10 protein-coding genes, 1 tRNA gene and 1 pseudogene are annotated in these 14,908 nt (G+C 32.6%); 3 read left to right on the forward strand and 9 right to left on the reverse strand.

What is annotated here, in order from left to right:
- Positions 1 to 3: 3 nt before the first annotated feature.
- Genes ispF through J3U16_RS04355 form a run of 4 tightly spaced genes read right to left on the reverse strand, consistent with a single transcriptional unit; the run spans position 4 to position 1,838 of the window.
- Positions 4 to 495, reverse strand: a complete 492-nt coding sequence (gene ispF / locus J3U16_RS04340) for a 2-C-methyl-D-erythritol 2,4-cyclodiphosphate synthase (RefSeq protein WP_324169875.1) — start codon at positions 493 to 495, stop codon at positions 4 to 6.
- A gap of 12 nt (positions 496 to 507) precedes the next feature.
- Positions 508 to 1,209, reverse strand: a complete 702-nt coding sequence (gene ispD, locus J3U16_RS04345; protein ID WP_416379927.1) for a 2-C-methyl-D-erythritol 4-phosphate cytidylyltransferase — start codon at positions 1,207 to 1,209, stop codon at positions 508 to 510.
- The gene (ftsB, locus tag J3U16_RS04350) at positions 1,206 to 1,499 is read right to left on the reverse strand and encodes a cell division protein FtsB (protein ID WP_065562145.1); all 294 of its coding nucleotides are present in this window, start codon (positions 1,497 to 1,499) and stop codon (positions 1,206 to 1,208) included. Before ftsB ends, ispD begins: the two co-directional genes overlap by 4 nt.
- Before the next feature lie 21 nt (positions 1,500 to 1,520).
- Positions 1,521 to 1,838: a TusE/DsrC/DsvC family sulfur relay protein gene (locus J3U16_RS04355; RefSeq protein WP_065562146.1), complete on the reverse strand. Its 318-nt coding sequence runs from the start codon at positions 1,836 to 1,838 to the stop codon at positions 1,521 to 1,523.
- Positions 1,839 to 2,031: 193 nt separating this feature from the next.
- Between J3U16_RS04355 and J3U16_RS04360 the strand changes: the two genes are divergently transcribed.
- Positions 2,032 to 2,119: transfer RNA gene (locus tag J3U16_RS04360), tRNA-Ser, on the forward strand.
- 897 nt (positions 2,120 to 3,016) lie between these two features.
- Complete coding sequence (locus tag J3U16_RS04365; protein WP_267330144.1) at positions 3,017 to 7,120, forward strand: hypothetical protein; 4,104 nt, start codon at positions 3,017 to 3,019, stop codon at positions 7,118 to 7,120.
- A 677-nt stretch (positions 7,121 to 7,797) separates the two neighbouring features.
- Here the strand turns inward: J3U16_RS04365 and J3U16_RS04370 are convergent.
- From J3U16_RS04370 to J3U16_RS04385, 4 genes and pseudogenes are all read right to left on the reverse strand, one after another.
- The gene (locus J3U16_RS04370; RefSeq protein WP_267330143.1) at positions 7,798 to 8,946 is read right to left on the reverse strand and encodes a hypothetical protein; all 1,149 of its coding nucleotides are present in this window, start codon (positions 8,944 to 8,946) and stop codon (positions 7,798 to 7,800) included.
- Between the two features lie 1,031 nt (positions 8,947 to 9,977).
- On the reverse strand, positions 9,978 to 11,144 hold the full coding sequence (locus J3U16_RS04375; RefSeq protein WP_267330142.1) for a serine hydrolase domain-containing protein: 1,167 nt from the start codon (positions 11,142 to 11,144) through the stop codon (positions 9,978 to 9,980).
- A gap of 196 nt (positions 11,145 to 11,340) precedes the next feature.
- Positions 11,341 to 11,746: pseudogene (locus J3U16_RS12100) on the reverse strand (bifunctional aspartate transaminase/aspartate 4-decarboxylase); the annotation flags it as partial.
- Between the two features lie 74 nt (positions 11,747 to 11,820).
- Positions 11,821 to 12,378 (reverse strand): TetR/AcrR family transcriptional regulator, encoded by a 558-nt coding sequence (locus tag J3U16_RS04385; protein WP_267330139.1) that lies wholly within the window; start codon positions 12,376 to 12,378, stop codon positions 11,821 to 11,823.
- Positions 12,379 to 12,492: 114 nt separating this feature from the next.
- On the opposite strand from J3U16_RS04385, the gene J3U16_RS04390 reads away from it, so the two are divergent.
- On the forward strand, positions 12,493 to 13,032 hold the full coding sequence (locus J3U16_RS04390) for an HPP family protein (RefSeq protein ID WP_267330138.1): 540 nt from the start codon (positions 12,493 to 12,495) through the stop codon (positions 13,030 to 13,032).
- 270 nt (positions 13,033 to 13,302) lie between these two features.
- Here the strand turns inward: J3U16_RS04390 and J3U16_RS04395 are convergent, their stop codons facing one another.
- Positions 13,303 to 14,904, reverse strand: coding sequence for a bifunctional aspartate transaminase/aspartate 4-decarboxylase (locus tag J3U16_RS04395; protein ID WP_065562154.1), 1,602 nt, complete (start codon positions 14,902 to 14,904; stop codon positions 13,303 to 13,305).
- Between the last annotated feature and the right edge of the window lie 4 nt (positions 14,905 to 14,908).

Genomic DNA, 14,908 nt, shown 5'->3' on the forward strand with positions numbered 1-14,908 from the left:
TGCCTATCGTTTATTTTGTATTTGTTTTTTTGCTAATAGTACTACTGCTTCACAAGCTATCCCTTCTTTACGGCCTGTAAAACCTAGTTGTTCGGTGGTGGTTGCTTTAACATTAATTTGATCAAAATGTACATTCAAATCTTCAGCAATATTAACGCGCATTTGATCTACATGAGGTCTCATTTTAGGTTCTTGGGCAATAATAGTTGTATCTAAATTAACTAATTCATAACCTTTAGATTGAATAATTTGGTAAACTTCTTGTAATAACAATCGGCTGTTTATATTTTTGTATTTGGGATCATTATCAGGAAATAGTTTACCAATATCGCCCAAAGCTAATGCGCCAATTAAAGCGTCAGTGATAGCATGTAAAACGACATCACCATCAGAATGAGCAATAAGTCCATATTGATAAGGAATTGTTACTCCACCTAGGATAATTGGTCCTTCCCCTCCAAACTTGTGTACATCAAATCCATGACCTATTCGCATAATCTACCTATATTAAATTTGATTAGTTAAATAAAACGTAGCCAAGCTTAAATCTTCTGGGCGAGTAATTTTTATATTATCTCGACGACACTCAATTAATAATGGATGACCACCACAATACTCTATTGCTGATGCTTCATCAGTGATGGCGACATGATTATTTAAAGCCTTACTCAAACATGCTTTAAGTTCACCAGCATTAAACAACTGAGGTGTAGCAGCACCCCATAAATATGTACGATCCACAGAGTGGCTAATGATATTGGCATCATCTGTATAAGCTTGCTTGATCGTATCACTGAGTGGGGTTGCTAATATTCCGCCTTTGTTTTCATGTAAGACTCGATTTATTAATTTAGTGATATCTTCATGGCTAACACAAGGCCTTGCGGCATCATGGACTAATGCCCATTGATTTTCAGCAACTAAGTTTAAGCCTGCTAAAACAGAGTCAGCACGAGTTTCACCACCATAAGTCACTTTAACTTTTGATGCAACATCAAGTGTTTTAAAAAGCTTATCTTCTTGGTTTATCACCACTACTACTTGACTGATTTTAGGGTGGGTTAATAATTTTTGTAGGGTGTGTTCTAAAATGGTCATTTGACCAATTTTTAAATATTGTTTAGGTAATTGACTATCCATGCGACAACCAATTCCTGCGGCAGGAACGATTGCGATAATATCACTATTATTTGCCACGTAATACCTTATTGTTGTGAGTTGGAATCAATAATTATTCGATAAAAATACTCATTAGGTTTAACCATACCCAAATGACTTCGAGCTCGTTCTTCTATTGCTTCATAACCTTTTTGTAAATCTTCAACTTCAGCAAACATCTGTTCGTTGCGAGCTTTTAACTTATCATTCTCTTGATGTAGGTTTTCAAGCATTTGCACATTTTCTTGGTAATCATAAAAATTATTTTTACCATACCATAATGAGTACTGCAAATACCCTAATACAAGAAGTAATATAAATGGGAGTTTCCATCTAATCATGAGTATAATTGTTCTCTTAACTTAAATACATTTCACAGGTTTAGGTAAGCCTGCAAGTTTAGTTGCTTGTTTAGCTGGTCCGTCAGGAAATAATTTATATAAATAGCGACTATTACCTTTTTCTGGACCAAATTTTTTCTCCATTGCTTTAACTAACGCACGGATTGCTGGTGATGTTTTATATTCTAAATAAAAATCACGAACGAATAAAATGACTTCCCAGTGAGCATCAGTTAATTCAATAGACTCTTTAATAGCTAATTCAGGCACCAAATCAACAGACCAATCCTGCCAATTCTTTAAATAGCCTTTTTCATCGGTTTCTATTTGATTTAACATTTTTCAAAACATGGATTGATATTTGCGGTGTATTATACTCAAATAATAAGATTCCAACACTAATTTTGGTAAGTAAACCATATCAATTTACCTAAATTGACCCGAATTTGGCGAAAATTAGAGCAGTTGATGAAAAATATTAAATTAGCTATTTACAAATAAGTCCGTCTCCTTTAATATTCACAGCCATTGCGGAAGTGTGGCTGAGCGGTTGAAAGCACCGGTCTTGAAAACCGGCGAGGGGCGACCCTCCCAGAGTTCGAATCTCTGCGCTTCCGCCATCTTTCCATTTAATACGCTGAAAAACATAATGTTTTTAGCAGAAGTCAGTTTCTGCCCATCTCTTCACTTATGTTGAAATTATTAATGATTATAAAATAGTTATAGTAATTGTCTAATCTGTATATAGTAGATTTTTTTGGATCAACATCGAACTTATCTCATTTTCTTCTTTTAACTGGACTTAAGGCTTGTATCATTTCCTCACATTGGCTTATACTCTCAAGGAGTTACATTCCATGAAATTATTTTATATCGATACTATCAACAAATTCATTCTTGTCTAGAGTAAATCAAATTGAGATAAAACTAGGTAAAAATATCAATCGTATTGGCATATCAACTACCTTTGCAAAATTGCGCCCAATCATCCATAGTTTTGAACGATTCTCAAGTAAATCACCGCGTTGATAAGCCACCTCATTAAGTACTATCTATGCATATTTCCTTTTAAATTCACTATTTAATTGTTTTATCATTGTTAAATATCCTTGGTTGATGGTTTATCATATCGCTAAATATTTCTCAAACAAAAGCATACCGTTACACAATTGACTGGCTAGTCACAATTAAAGAGAATTTATGAAAAACTAGACATAGGTAAAGCTCCTTGCTTATTAAGTTATGGATTAATCATTTATCCCGATCAAGAAGGAAATGAATTTTTTGATATTGATAACTTAAAAACAACATCCATAGATGGTTATGTCAATTTTTATAAAATAGGTATAAAGCTACCTGAAGTTTAAATAATGAAGAAAGATATTTTTTGTTATAGACATAAAAACTTGATTCATTTCGGTTGTAACAATATATTAGAGTTGATATTTAACTGCTGTTATTAGATTTAAGTAAGTCAGTCCAACTAGAAAAATATTATAAATAGTGAGGTAGTTATTTTGGCTACAATAGATTTCTCTCAAATTCGATCTACCCCTAAAAGTAAAAATGATAGCTTTGAATCCCTTGCAATTCAACTTTTTAAAGCTCATTGTAAGCCGTCTAAAGACTCTTCTTTCTTCAGTCTACGCGGTGATGGCGGTGACGGTGGCGTTGAGGCATATTTCAAATCCCCAACAGGCAATATTTTAGGAGTCCAGGCTAAATATTTTTTTAAGCTTGGTAGTAGTGAGTTTGGCCAAATCAAACAATCATTATCTACTGCATTAAAAAATCATCCAACATTATCTGAATACTGGATTTATATACCCTTTGATCTGACGGGCAGAGTTGCAGAGGGTAAAAGAGGAAAAAGTGAAGTTGAAAAATTTGAAGAATGGTGTAATGAGGTTGCTACTCAACAACCAAACCTCAAAATAAAATTGGTTACAGCAGAAATAATAAGACAGCAGATTTTATCAATAGACAGATCAGACGGTTTTGTCATCTATTGGTTTAATGAAAACATATTAACTAATCAAAAAATACAAAGTTGTATTGACTCTGCAACAGCTTTCGCAGGGCCAAGATATTGTAATGATTTAGATATAATTACAGAGGCCCATGATGCCTTAGATGCTTTTGGTGAAATTTATGATTTTAAACAATGGGTTATTGATACTTGGAAGCCACTAAAAAATGATCTTAGGACAAAGGCTAGCTACTTAAAAGATGCATTTTCTCAAGCATCTGATAGTGAAAAAGTAAATGCTATGCAGCTTTTTGAAACGCTTTTAGGTAAAGTTTCTAGTAAGTACAATATTCTGGAAAAAACTACTCTTTGTTCTATTTTAGATATCATAAATTCACTCAAACCATACTGTGAAAATGCGATAAATTCACAAGAAAAGCATTTTTTCACAAAGCATGGTGCAGAAAATGATACTCCCTCATTTAGGCAGTTTCAAGCAGAATATATGTGTTCTTTTCCCGCTGGAGACTTAGATGCATCTAGGGACTTGCTTGCTTTGATATTAAACATTGAGAAAATGCTTTATAGCCCCCTTATCCAATCTTATCATGCTCACTCTTTGTTGTTAACTGGGCCAGCAGGCGCGGGTAAAACACATTCTATTGTCAGTTTTGCTAAGAGAAGACTGGAAAAAGGAGCTTATACCTTAGTGCTTTTTGGTGAAGATTTCGATAATGCAGAGCCTTGGGACGTTGTTAGGAATAAATTAGGTTTTGGTTCTGATATAGGCCGAGATAAGTTGTTATCTTGCCTCCAAGCAAGTGCTCAAGCGAATGGATATTCTTTTATTATTGCCATCGATGCGTTAAATGAAGGAACAAATGCAGGAAAGTGGAAAAATAAACTACCTGAAATAATTCAACAATTAGAAGAATATCACTACATAAAAATTGTAGTGTCTGCTCGAGACACATACACTAATTTAGTTGTTGATGAACGATTTCCAGGGTATGCATATAATCACATTGGATTTACCAGAAGTTTTCATGAAGTACTTTTATCTTTCTCTCAACATTACAATATTGAAAGTGAGATAACGCCTATTTTTTCAGATGAATTACGAAATCCGCTGCTTTTACACTTATTTTTTAAAACCTATAAATCAGAGGGTTCTGATTTCCTTGATATTTCAACTAATGGTTTTTCAGATATTTTTTCTAAATATCTAAAACAAGTTGATAATTCATTAAGAGAGCGATTAGGTTACGTTAGCCCTAAAAATATTGTTAGGGGGGCAATGCTAAAACTATCTGATGCGCTAGCACATTCTAGCGCTCAGACTATAAGTTATGAGGTTGCCATAGAAACAATAAAGCCAACTTTAGGAAGTGAGTTATCACCAGAAAAATTTATTGATGAGTTAGTTAAAGAGCAACTTTTAATTTTATCAATAGCTGATGAGGAAGATATTTTGATTAAGCTTGGATATCAACGGTTTGGAGATATGTTGCAAGCCTATTCTATAATTCAATCCTTTCAAGATATTAAAAGTAAAGATATATCAGCTATTGCTAAAAAGCTGGCACTTTTAACTGATGAGGAGAGTGGTGTTTTAGAAGCTCTTGCAAGTATTCTCCCTGAGCAAGTTAAGGTTGAAATTACTGATGAAAATTTAGGTTTAGACAGAAATTTAGCTTATAAGTTTTTTGTTAAATCACTTACATGGCGTTCTAAGCAAAGTATTACTCCAGATATTGAGGAGTATATGTATGGAGCATTATACATAGGAGGGTTGTGGCAAAATGTTTATGAAAGCCTATTCCAGTTATCTGTAGTTCCTTACCATTACCTTAATATTGATGGATGGTTTAGAACAGTTTTGTGGCGACAAGCCCCCCCCTCAAGAGATGCATATTTATCAGTTGCTTTATCAGAGTCTTATGATAAAAAAGGTGCAATTTGGTTTTTAATTGAAGCGTTAGAACAAATAGATGATACTAGGTGGCCCGAAGAAAGCTACAAATTAGCTTCTTCAATTTTACTATGGTGTTGTTCTGCCACTGATAGGCGAGTCAGAGACCGTGCAACAAGGTGTCTTGTCTTACTTTTTAAAAAATATCCTACGATATGTGCTTATGCCGTTCAAAAATTTTCTTTGTCAAATGATGAATACATACTAGAAAGTCTTATCCTAGCTATGTATACAGCCTGTTTACTATTACCAGAGTCAGCGGAAGAGTTTGTACAGCCATTAAATAAGTTTATTGATGACTGCAACGGATCAAAAAATATTTTGATTCGAGAGCATTCCCAACTATTAAAACAGGAGCTTGTAAGCAGAGGTATTGAAGAAGATCGAATTTTAGATCAATTTGAATCTCATCCTACTCTACCCAGCACGTGGCCAGTTCTTAATGATGTGCAGACTTTGCTTTCATTAGATAATTTACCATCCAACATGTGTTTATGGGGAGATAAATTACTCCCTGATTTTTGGCGCTACCAAATAGAGTCAAAATTAAGAGTCTTTGATCTAAAATCTAAAGGAATAACACATGAAAATATCGCCTGTTGGATAATGAAAGAAGCAGAGTCTATTGGGTATCCTGGTTATGCAAATACAGCTCTCAATCATGACTTAGTAACTCTTAGTATACATGGGAGAGGACGGGCCAAGCCAAAATATGTTGAAACTACTGGTAAAAAATGCTACTGGATAGCTTTGCATCGTTTGATAGGGTTATTAGCTAAAAATGTACCAGTGAGTCAACCTAATTGGGAGCCACAATTGTCTTCTGATAGGTTTTGGTCATTAAAACTTAGAAAAGTTGATGTTTCTGATATAAGAAATTTATTACCTCTACCTAAATACCCATTTAATGATCTAATAAAAAAAGATATTGAAATTCCAAAGAGTGGAATTGATAACTGGCTACAAACAGATGATTATTTCCTAGCTGACAATGTAGTCATTTTAAAAGATGAAAATGAGATTATGTGGATTAATTTAAATTTTCATTCAGAAATTTTTTTATCTCAGGATGAGGATGAAGCTTCATACGATTCAGAAAGATTTCTTTGTCTATCAAGTTATGATGGCTATTTTGTTGATACAGACGATACTAATACATTCGAGCTTTATAACAATAGTAATCACTGTTACAGAGTTTATTTAGCTGAATATCCTAGAAGCCCCGCTTTTAAACAATGTATTGATGAACAAGATACAAGCATCTCGGATGATAAGAGAATATTCTCTAATGTTTGGCTTTTAAGAGGTGGAGAGTGGGAGTACGATTACTCAAGCAGTATTGAACAAAGTGATATAAATATGCCTTGTCCAGACTTAGTTGAGCAAATGAATCTTTGTTGGGATCAAAGCAGTGGATGGATTGATGAAAACGGAAACTTGGCAGTATTTAGCTACTCGATGGATAGAAATTCTTACTTATACATCAGAAAGAATGTTTTAGATGAATATTTATCAAAATCAGGTAAATCGTTAGTTTTTTCACGCTTTGGTAGAAAACAATTAAGCAAAGGATTTGGAGATAATGCAAAACTAATGGAGTTGAGCGAACGATATCTTTACAAGCAATGCAACAGTTCTGTTGATTTAATTAGTACAGATACTAAATTAATTGGTTTTTGATCTAATAAAAAATAGCAAATTATATGTGAAAATGGATTTATAGTACTAATGCCATCAGGTGAGCATTAGTACAGTTTTAAAATTAATTACTTGAAAAGATCTTATAATAGTGTACACAAATTTCTATGACTTTCTATCCCTATTTCAACAGAAGATATTTTTGTTGTCCGTTACTCAGACGAGTTATAAAAGGTCTTGACGATAGGCTAGATTGCTACACTAATAGCCTAACTAGTATTCAAACATTATTTGATGAAAAACCGATCTGGTAGGAAAAGAATTTAAATCATATGGAGACTACTATAAATATATTTATCTCCAAAAAATTGAAAACGTTAATCTTTTACTTAGTAAGGGATTTTATAAATGGTTATTGAACAGTGTTATCTTTTCGATTTGACTTCATTTTCGTTATTTGTATTTGATTGCTTTGCTCATCCAGCATATTATTCTAGTCCTTAGCAGTCCAAAACAATCCACTTTCAAAAGCTAGACACAAAAGTAGAACCGAGATTTATAGATAAGGCGAAGCAAGAATAATTTGTATAAAATCATTGGTTGTGTTTTATTGGGAATTTCCCTTTTTCTACTGCGCATCCGCCATCTTTCCTAAATACCTATCAAAACCCAACAAGATAAAATAAAAATACTATTCAATATACCATCTAGCAATTAAACTAATTAGCTTTACGCAGGTTACCATTCGTTTTCAGTCCAGTTTGTATTTCTGTAAACTTCTTTTCTGACACTTCCACAATACATTGAGCCACTTTAGTCCCCTCTTTTACATGGACGATAGATGCTCTTAAGTAATTGCCGAAATCGGTTTTTAATAAACTCTCATAATAAATACCAACGCACTTATTATAAGGCCATTGGTTATCATTTTGACATTGTTCAGCAATTCTCTCTTTTAGAGCTGATGCATCAAAATCAGGCGCTTCTTCCAATTGTACCTGACCTGTTTTTGAACAAGCACAAATTAAACAGTCTTGCTGATCATGATTATCACTCAATACTTCTAATGGAATCATTAAAGATGGAACAGGGACTGATTGATAAAGTTTTTCATAATTGACGGAAAAAGATTTTTGATTACATTTCATTATCAAATTATCATCGCCAAATAAGCTAACATCATCTACTGATTGGCATTGATTTGAACCAAGTAAATAGTAAGCTAATTTAATCACTTTATCATTAGGGAATTGATGAGTATGTTGTTTTTGAAATTCAATAATACGATCACTAATATGGGATTTTAGTTCATTTTCATTCTTATCTAACATTGGTAGAACATATAGTTGGTCATAATATTTGCCATATCTAGTTCCATCAACAGGATCTTTATAGATAATAGTATAATCATTATTATCGAGTAAATTGATATAAGGATATTCTGAAACTAAATATTCTTCATAGTGATCTAGTCTTCCACCATTCCAAGGATTAACAAATGAGGAATTACCTTTTTGAGTAGCTAGCGCATAACTTAATATGCTGTTATCCGGATTTTGACAACTTAAAATAATGTACATTTGGTCATCGGTAACAAAAGAGTGTTTAAATTTATGACAAATTGGTTTGTCATAATTAGCACTACCATAATAAAATTTACCACCGTTTGTTGCATAACCTTTAGCGAAATTCTCTCTTAGATTTTGAATCCGTCTTTCATCTAATGTTCCTTTATCTTCATAAAAAGGTTTTAAAGTATCGCCAAGTAATTCCTCTTCAAGTGCTTTTTTTTGCTGCCTATAATTTTGCTTTTTATTTTCTATGATTAAGTTATTTATCGGGATAAAAAAGATAATTGTAAATAACATTGTAATTGTTATGTAGTCACTTGTCTTTTTATTTGATTTGATTAGTAAGTAACATAACCCGATAATTGCATTAAAAATAAATAAAATGATAATTAAACCTGTAGTTACATTTTGATCGCTAAGTATAAGGTTTCTATTTTGACCAAGTCGAAAAAAAATTAAAAGGTATTCAATTGAGAGCAAAATTGTAATAAAAATTCGCATATTTTATATATTTTCAGCTATTTTATATTTTCATATTATTATCATGACAATAATAGTGAATAGCAAATTATTTATATGTTTATAATCAAGTTTTGAATTGATCGATACTATCAAGTTAACTCATCTTGTCGTTATCAACAACGAGAAAATACTAATGCTAAATTAATAAATTAATTACACTACCTTATTTGTCTGATAATTGGGTATCGATTTTCATTGATTTTTGTATAAATAATTCTCAACAAGGGAAAATCAATTCACCTGTATCTCTTTCAATAGTTAATGTAATTTATCCAATCAGTATTAATCAGTTGGTACCAATTGTAAAAATATAACTAAATTGTTTAGGCAAGTCGTAGCATTGCTTGTTTTAAATCAATGGCTACTGAAAGTCGAAGTGTTTAGGAATATTGGTCGTGTAACGCCATATGACATTAATGCTGTGGTGACTGTTAGGTTTAATATTTATACCATTAACCAAACTTAAAAATTATTAAGCAGATCGTCGGATGGGCAAAATCACTTTCACTTTGTACATTTGAAACAGGTGAAGGAAATAGTTTCAGTAACATCATGCTCTGTTACATTCTAAAATTGATATGAGACATCGATTTTAGTGTCGATGATAATCAGAGCTTCTGTTTCCAAAAAATATAACTCACCATTAACAAAGTACCAGTGCTGTTGTTAGCTAATGTTAGAAACGATACTATAGCTAATCTCAATAAGAACAATTTATTAATCAATTCATTACGATAGAACAGAACTTTTAATATTATATTAACTTAGAATAATAAATGTAGTTATCGATTTTGTTAGCTATTACTTTAAATACAACGATATATCGCCTCTTTGATTTTTTTGGGGTATAGGCCTGACATTCCTTCTATCGCTGTATTAGTAAAAATAACAACTGCTAAATCATGTTGAGGGTCATAAAACCAATCATGACCGTACACACCAACCCACTCTATTGTGCCTTCACCTTGAGGTGTTTGAGCTATAGCTGGATTATCAAGTACCGCACCGCCATAACCAAATCCCCAACCTGGACCTTGAGTAGCAAAGTCACTACTAATATAACATTTAGCCATTTTATCCATTAATTTTTGTTCGCTTATTGGGTTATTTTTTTCGGTTAATGCTAACAAAAATTGTATAAACTCACACGCATTGCCAACCATACCTGCGCCACCAGATTGGTAAGCATTATTATTGTATATCCGTTTAGGATCATAAGATAAAATTCCATTATTCCATTCCGCACCTAAATGCATAAAATATGGACTTGGCATTGGTAAGGGCTCTGGAGCGGCATCATAATAATGAGTTACCAATTGACTGCTTTCAGATATAGTAAAACCAGTGTGTGGCATGTTTAAAGGTTCGGTTATTAGAGTTTTGATGACACTTGCTAATGATTGCTTTGTGGCCGCTTCTATTACTGCTCCTAATACATCTAGTGCTAATGAATAACACCAACTCGTCCCTGGTTGGTAAATAAGTGTAGTTTGAGATAAGCGCTTAAGATTCTCTTCCAAGCTGATAGCAATTTGATCAAAACCATCAGAAATCTGCAAAGAATTATAATTACCTTTACCATTAGGTTCATCAAATCGATACTTCAACCCAGCACTATGAGTCAGTAAATGATGTAAAGTTATAATCGGTTGCTCACCACTGTCAAGCTTAGGAGTGAAGCTAGGAAGATAATCGGTAACCGGCGATTGTAAATTAAGTAATCTTTTTTCTACTAAACATAATGCAGCAGCTGTCACTATTGGCTTCGTAACAGATGACAATAAAAATATCGAGTCAGTATGCATAGGTATTTTTTGTTCACGATTAGCATAACCACAAGCTTGCTGATAGATAATTTCTCCATTTTTAGCCACTATAACAACAGAACCAACGATTCTTTTGTTTTCTATAGCTTCTTGATTGACGTGATTGATACTTTTAGACATTGCTGCTGATAGATGGTTAGTATTCATAATACATCCTTATACATTATTTATAACTTAATAATGGGTGTTACTTTTTTATATATAATTTTTGAATAATAATCTAATTTAATTAACCAATACACTATTCTTAAATTATTAAATAAAACCACAATAAAAAACCCTAGATATTCTAGGGTTTAAGTTGATGCAGTAAAACAATAAATCGTCCTTACTTTAATCCGGTTTATTTTTGCTTTGTTTTATACTCATCATAGTATTCTTGAGCTAATTTACGCATAGATAAACCAATCGCTGCATATTGATATTCATTTAAGTTAGCTAATGAAGCCCGAGCAGATGGATGTTGCAATACAAACCCTTTACCTGGTAATAAAACTACACCAGCTTCATCAGCAATTCTAAATAACATTTCAGACGGATTTTTATTTTTTAAGATCCATTTAGCAAACATATCATCCTAAAGTTCACGACAAATATGTTCTAGATCAATTAAGGTATAATAATCGACACCTTTTCATCAGTGTGTGCTCAAGTCCCAAATGTTGATACAATGATGCCGCTCGACGACGAATTAACGATTTTAATGCGGCTTTATAACTTTGATCAGTATCCATCATTTCACACAATGCACTTATTGAATTCGAAAATTATTATTTTTCTGATTTGACAGTTACTTTCAATTAAACATTTTTAATTTGTATTCTTAATTCCTATTCATCATCTCTGATACTAAATTAATGGTATCTTGTTCAATCTGATCATTAAGATCCCTATGGTTTTTATACACTACACTAATATTAATTAATCCTTCAAGAATCACCATCAGTTTATTTGTCAAAGACTCTTTATCTAAATAATCTTCAAGTTTTGAATAAATTAGACGCCTAACAAATTCTTTATGCTCCATAAGTATATCTGATACGCAAGGCAAGGTTTCACGCATTTCCTCCACTGCTCGCATGAATAAACAGCCATTATAATCCACTTCAGAAAACCATTTTTTATGCCATTTAAATATTCCCAAAATAGCATTTTTTCCATTGAGTCCTTTGATAGAATCCTCAAGTTTTGAACGAAATATTGAGTCTCTATGTTTCAACACTTCTACGATAAGTTTATCTTTGCTTCCAAAGTGATTGTATAAAGTAGTTTTAGAACATCCTGATATATCCCTAATATCATCTACTCCTACACTAGAAAAACCAGTTCGATAAAACAGTTTTTCTGCCGTCTTAATAATTAATTCATCTGTTTTTTTCAAAATAAATCACCTAAATAAATTGCAAAGTGAACAGATCTGTACTACTATCAATTTTGTGTACAGATCTGTTCATATTTTCTATTCATATATTATAACTTATAAGGAAAACAATTAATGAAATTCTTTCTTTGGGGTAGTGAAAAACTACCTAATAGACCTAAATTACTTGATTTATTCCAAGGACTGTTAGGCGGAACTTTGGCAATTTTAACTCTGGAATATCTGACTATCTATTCTGATAGCTATTTTATTATGGCTCCGTTTGGAGCTTCATGTGTTATCTTATTTGCTGTTTCTCAGTCTCCTCTTGCACAACCAAGGAATGTAATTTTTGGGCATCTTATATCAGCATTTATTGGTCTTATATTTTTGAAATTATTTGGTGATTCAATTTTTATTACTGCTTTAGCGGTGGGTTGTGCTATTGCAGCAATGCAATTCTTAAGATGTGTACATCCACCTGCAGGTGCTAATCCGTTGGTTATATTATTAACAGCAAGTCAGGTTAATTACGATTTCAGCTTTTTATTGTTTCCCGTGCTTTCTGGCTCCATCTCTCTGGTAATAATAGCCTATGCTGTTAACAATCTACTATCTAAAAACCAGTGGCCAATTTATTGGTTAGCATTTTTTAATGATAAAAAGGAGAAGTGATTAAATTAGATGCAAAGTAATAATTTTATGAGAACATTCAAAATGTGTTGCTATATGAAATAGTGTTGAACATTGCGTTATGATTTACAGTCACATCCATAAAAAAAGCCACTAAACAACGATATAAAAAATCAATATTATTGAATTAACTTGTTTCTTATTAGAATTGAATAACTAATATTTATAATGAAATTTGAGAGATATGAGAGAAAAAACCCTAGATAAACTAGGGTTTGATAGTAGAGTTGATAAGTTAATCAGTATGATTATCTATTTTTTATTAGCTTTACCTTGATACTCTGCATAATACTCTTGTGCAAGTTTACGCATAGATAAACCAATTGCCGCATATTGATATTCATTTAAGTTAGCTAATGAAGCCCGAGCAGATGGATGTTGCACTGCAAACCCTTTACCTGGTAATAAAACTACACCAGCTTCATCAGCAATTCTAAATAACATTTCAGATGGATTTTTATTTTTTAAGATCCATTTAGCAAACTTATCATCATAAAGTTCACGACAAATATGTTCTAGATCAATTAAGGTATAATAATCGACACTATTTTCATCAGTATGATGTTCAAGTCCTAAATGTTGATACAATGATGCTGCTCGACGACGAATTAATGATTTCAATGCGGCTTTATAACTTTGATCGGTATCCATCATCTCACATAATGCAAATAACACCATTTGAACCTGTTGTGGCGTAGAAAGACCAGCAGTGTGATTTAACGCAACCGCACGGCTATCTGCTACTAAACGATCGATAAATTTAAGATTTTCAGGATCGGTCACAATTGAGCTGTAACGTTTATCTAAAATCTGTCTAGCCTTGCTTGGTAATGCTTTAATTTTGTTATCTAAAATATTATCGTGTGCTATTGCAATCACACCTAAACGCCAACCTGTTGCACCAAAATACTTAGAGAATGAATAAACTAAAATCGTATTTTTAGGACAAATAGCAAATAAGGATTGGAAATCATCAGCAAATGTACCGTAAACATCATCAGTTAAAATAATTAAATCTGGACGTTTTTTCACAATATCAGCAATGATTTTCAAACTTTTATCATCAATTTTTACTGATGGCGGATTAGATGGGTTAACTAAATAAAATGCTTTGATGGAAGGATCTTCTAATTTGCGCAATTCGGCTTCTGGATATTGCCAATTTTTATCAGGATCAGAATTAACTAACACTTCAACCAATTGATAATCATTAAGCTCTGGAATTTCCAAATACGGCGTAAAAATAGGTGCACCAATTGCAATTTTATCACCTTTTTGGATTAAGTTATTTTCTTTCATTGAATTGAAAATATAAGCCATTGCAGCAGTACCACCTTCAACAGCGAATAGATCAAGATCATCTCGTCTTAAATATTGCGCACCCATTTGAGAAAGAACATAGGCTTTAACCACCTCTTCACTAAAATGCAGCATTCTATCAGGTACTGGATAGTTACAACCCAAAATACCTTCCACCATCTCTTGTAAGAAGGCATTTTCATCTAGACCAAGTTGATCGCGAATATATGAAAACGCTTTACCTAAAAATGACACGCCAGGAGTTTGATAATTTTGACGGACAAAATGTTCAAAACGACCTGTTAAACCAGCCTTAATTGGCATTCCTCCTATACCTTCATTCATATATGAAAAAGACATTTCAGACTCTTGCAAAGCAAAAACACCAAGTTGGAAAAAAGCTTGTCGTGGCCATGTTGCCAAGAAATTAGGATTACCACGCCCCGCATTTAACATTACACGGTCAGTATGGCTTTGTGCTAGTTTAATTAAATTATCTTTCAATTCAAAAGGACTTAAATTCGCATATTTTGCATATTCATTATTACTTTTCATAACC

Source organism: Gilliamella sp. B3023 (genome assembly GCF_026536845.1).
Classification (GTDB): Bacteria; Pseudomonadota; Gammaproteobacteria; order Enterobacterales; family Orbaceae; genus Gilliamella; species Gilliamella apicola_E.

Excerpts from the sequence above, each read along its gene's own strand:
- ispF (WP_324169875.1), bottom strand. The coding sequence starts at position 495 with ATGCGAATAGGTCATGGATTTGATGTACACAAGTTTGGAGGGGAAGGA.
- ftsB (WP_065562145.1), bottom strand. The coding sequence starts at position 1,499 with ATGATTAGATGGAAACTCCCATTTATATTACTTCTTGTATTAGGGTAT.
- J3U16_RS04355 (WP_065562146.1), bottom strand. The coding sequence starts at position 1,838 with ATGTTAAATCAAATAGAAACCGATGAAAAAGGCTATTTAAAGAATTGG.
- J3U16_RS04370 (WP_267330143.1), bottom strand. The coding sequence starts at position 8,946 with ATGTTATTTACAATTATCTTTTTTATCCCGATAAATAACTTAATCATA.
- J3U16_RS04375 (WP_267330142.1), bottom strand. The coding sequence starts at position 11,144 with ATGAATACTAACCATCTATCAGCAGCAATGTCTAAAAGTATCAATCAC.
- J3U16_RS04390 (WP_267330138.1), top strand. The coding sequence starts at position 12,493 with ATGAAATTCTTTCTTTGGGGTAGTGAAAAACTACCTAATAGACCTAAA.
- J3U16_RS04395 (WP_065562154.1), bottom strand. The coding sequence starts at position 14,904 with ATGAAAAGTAATAATGAATATGCAAAATATGCGAATTTAAGTCCTTTT.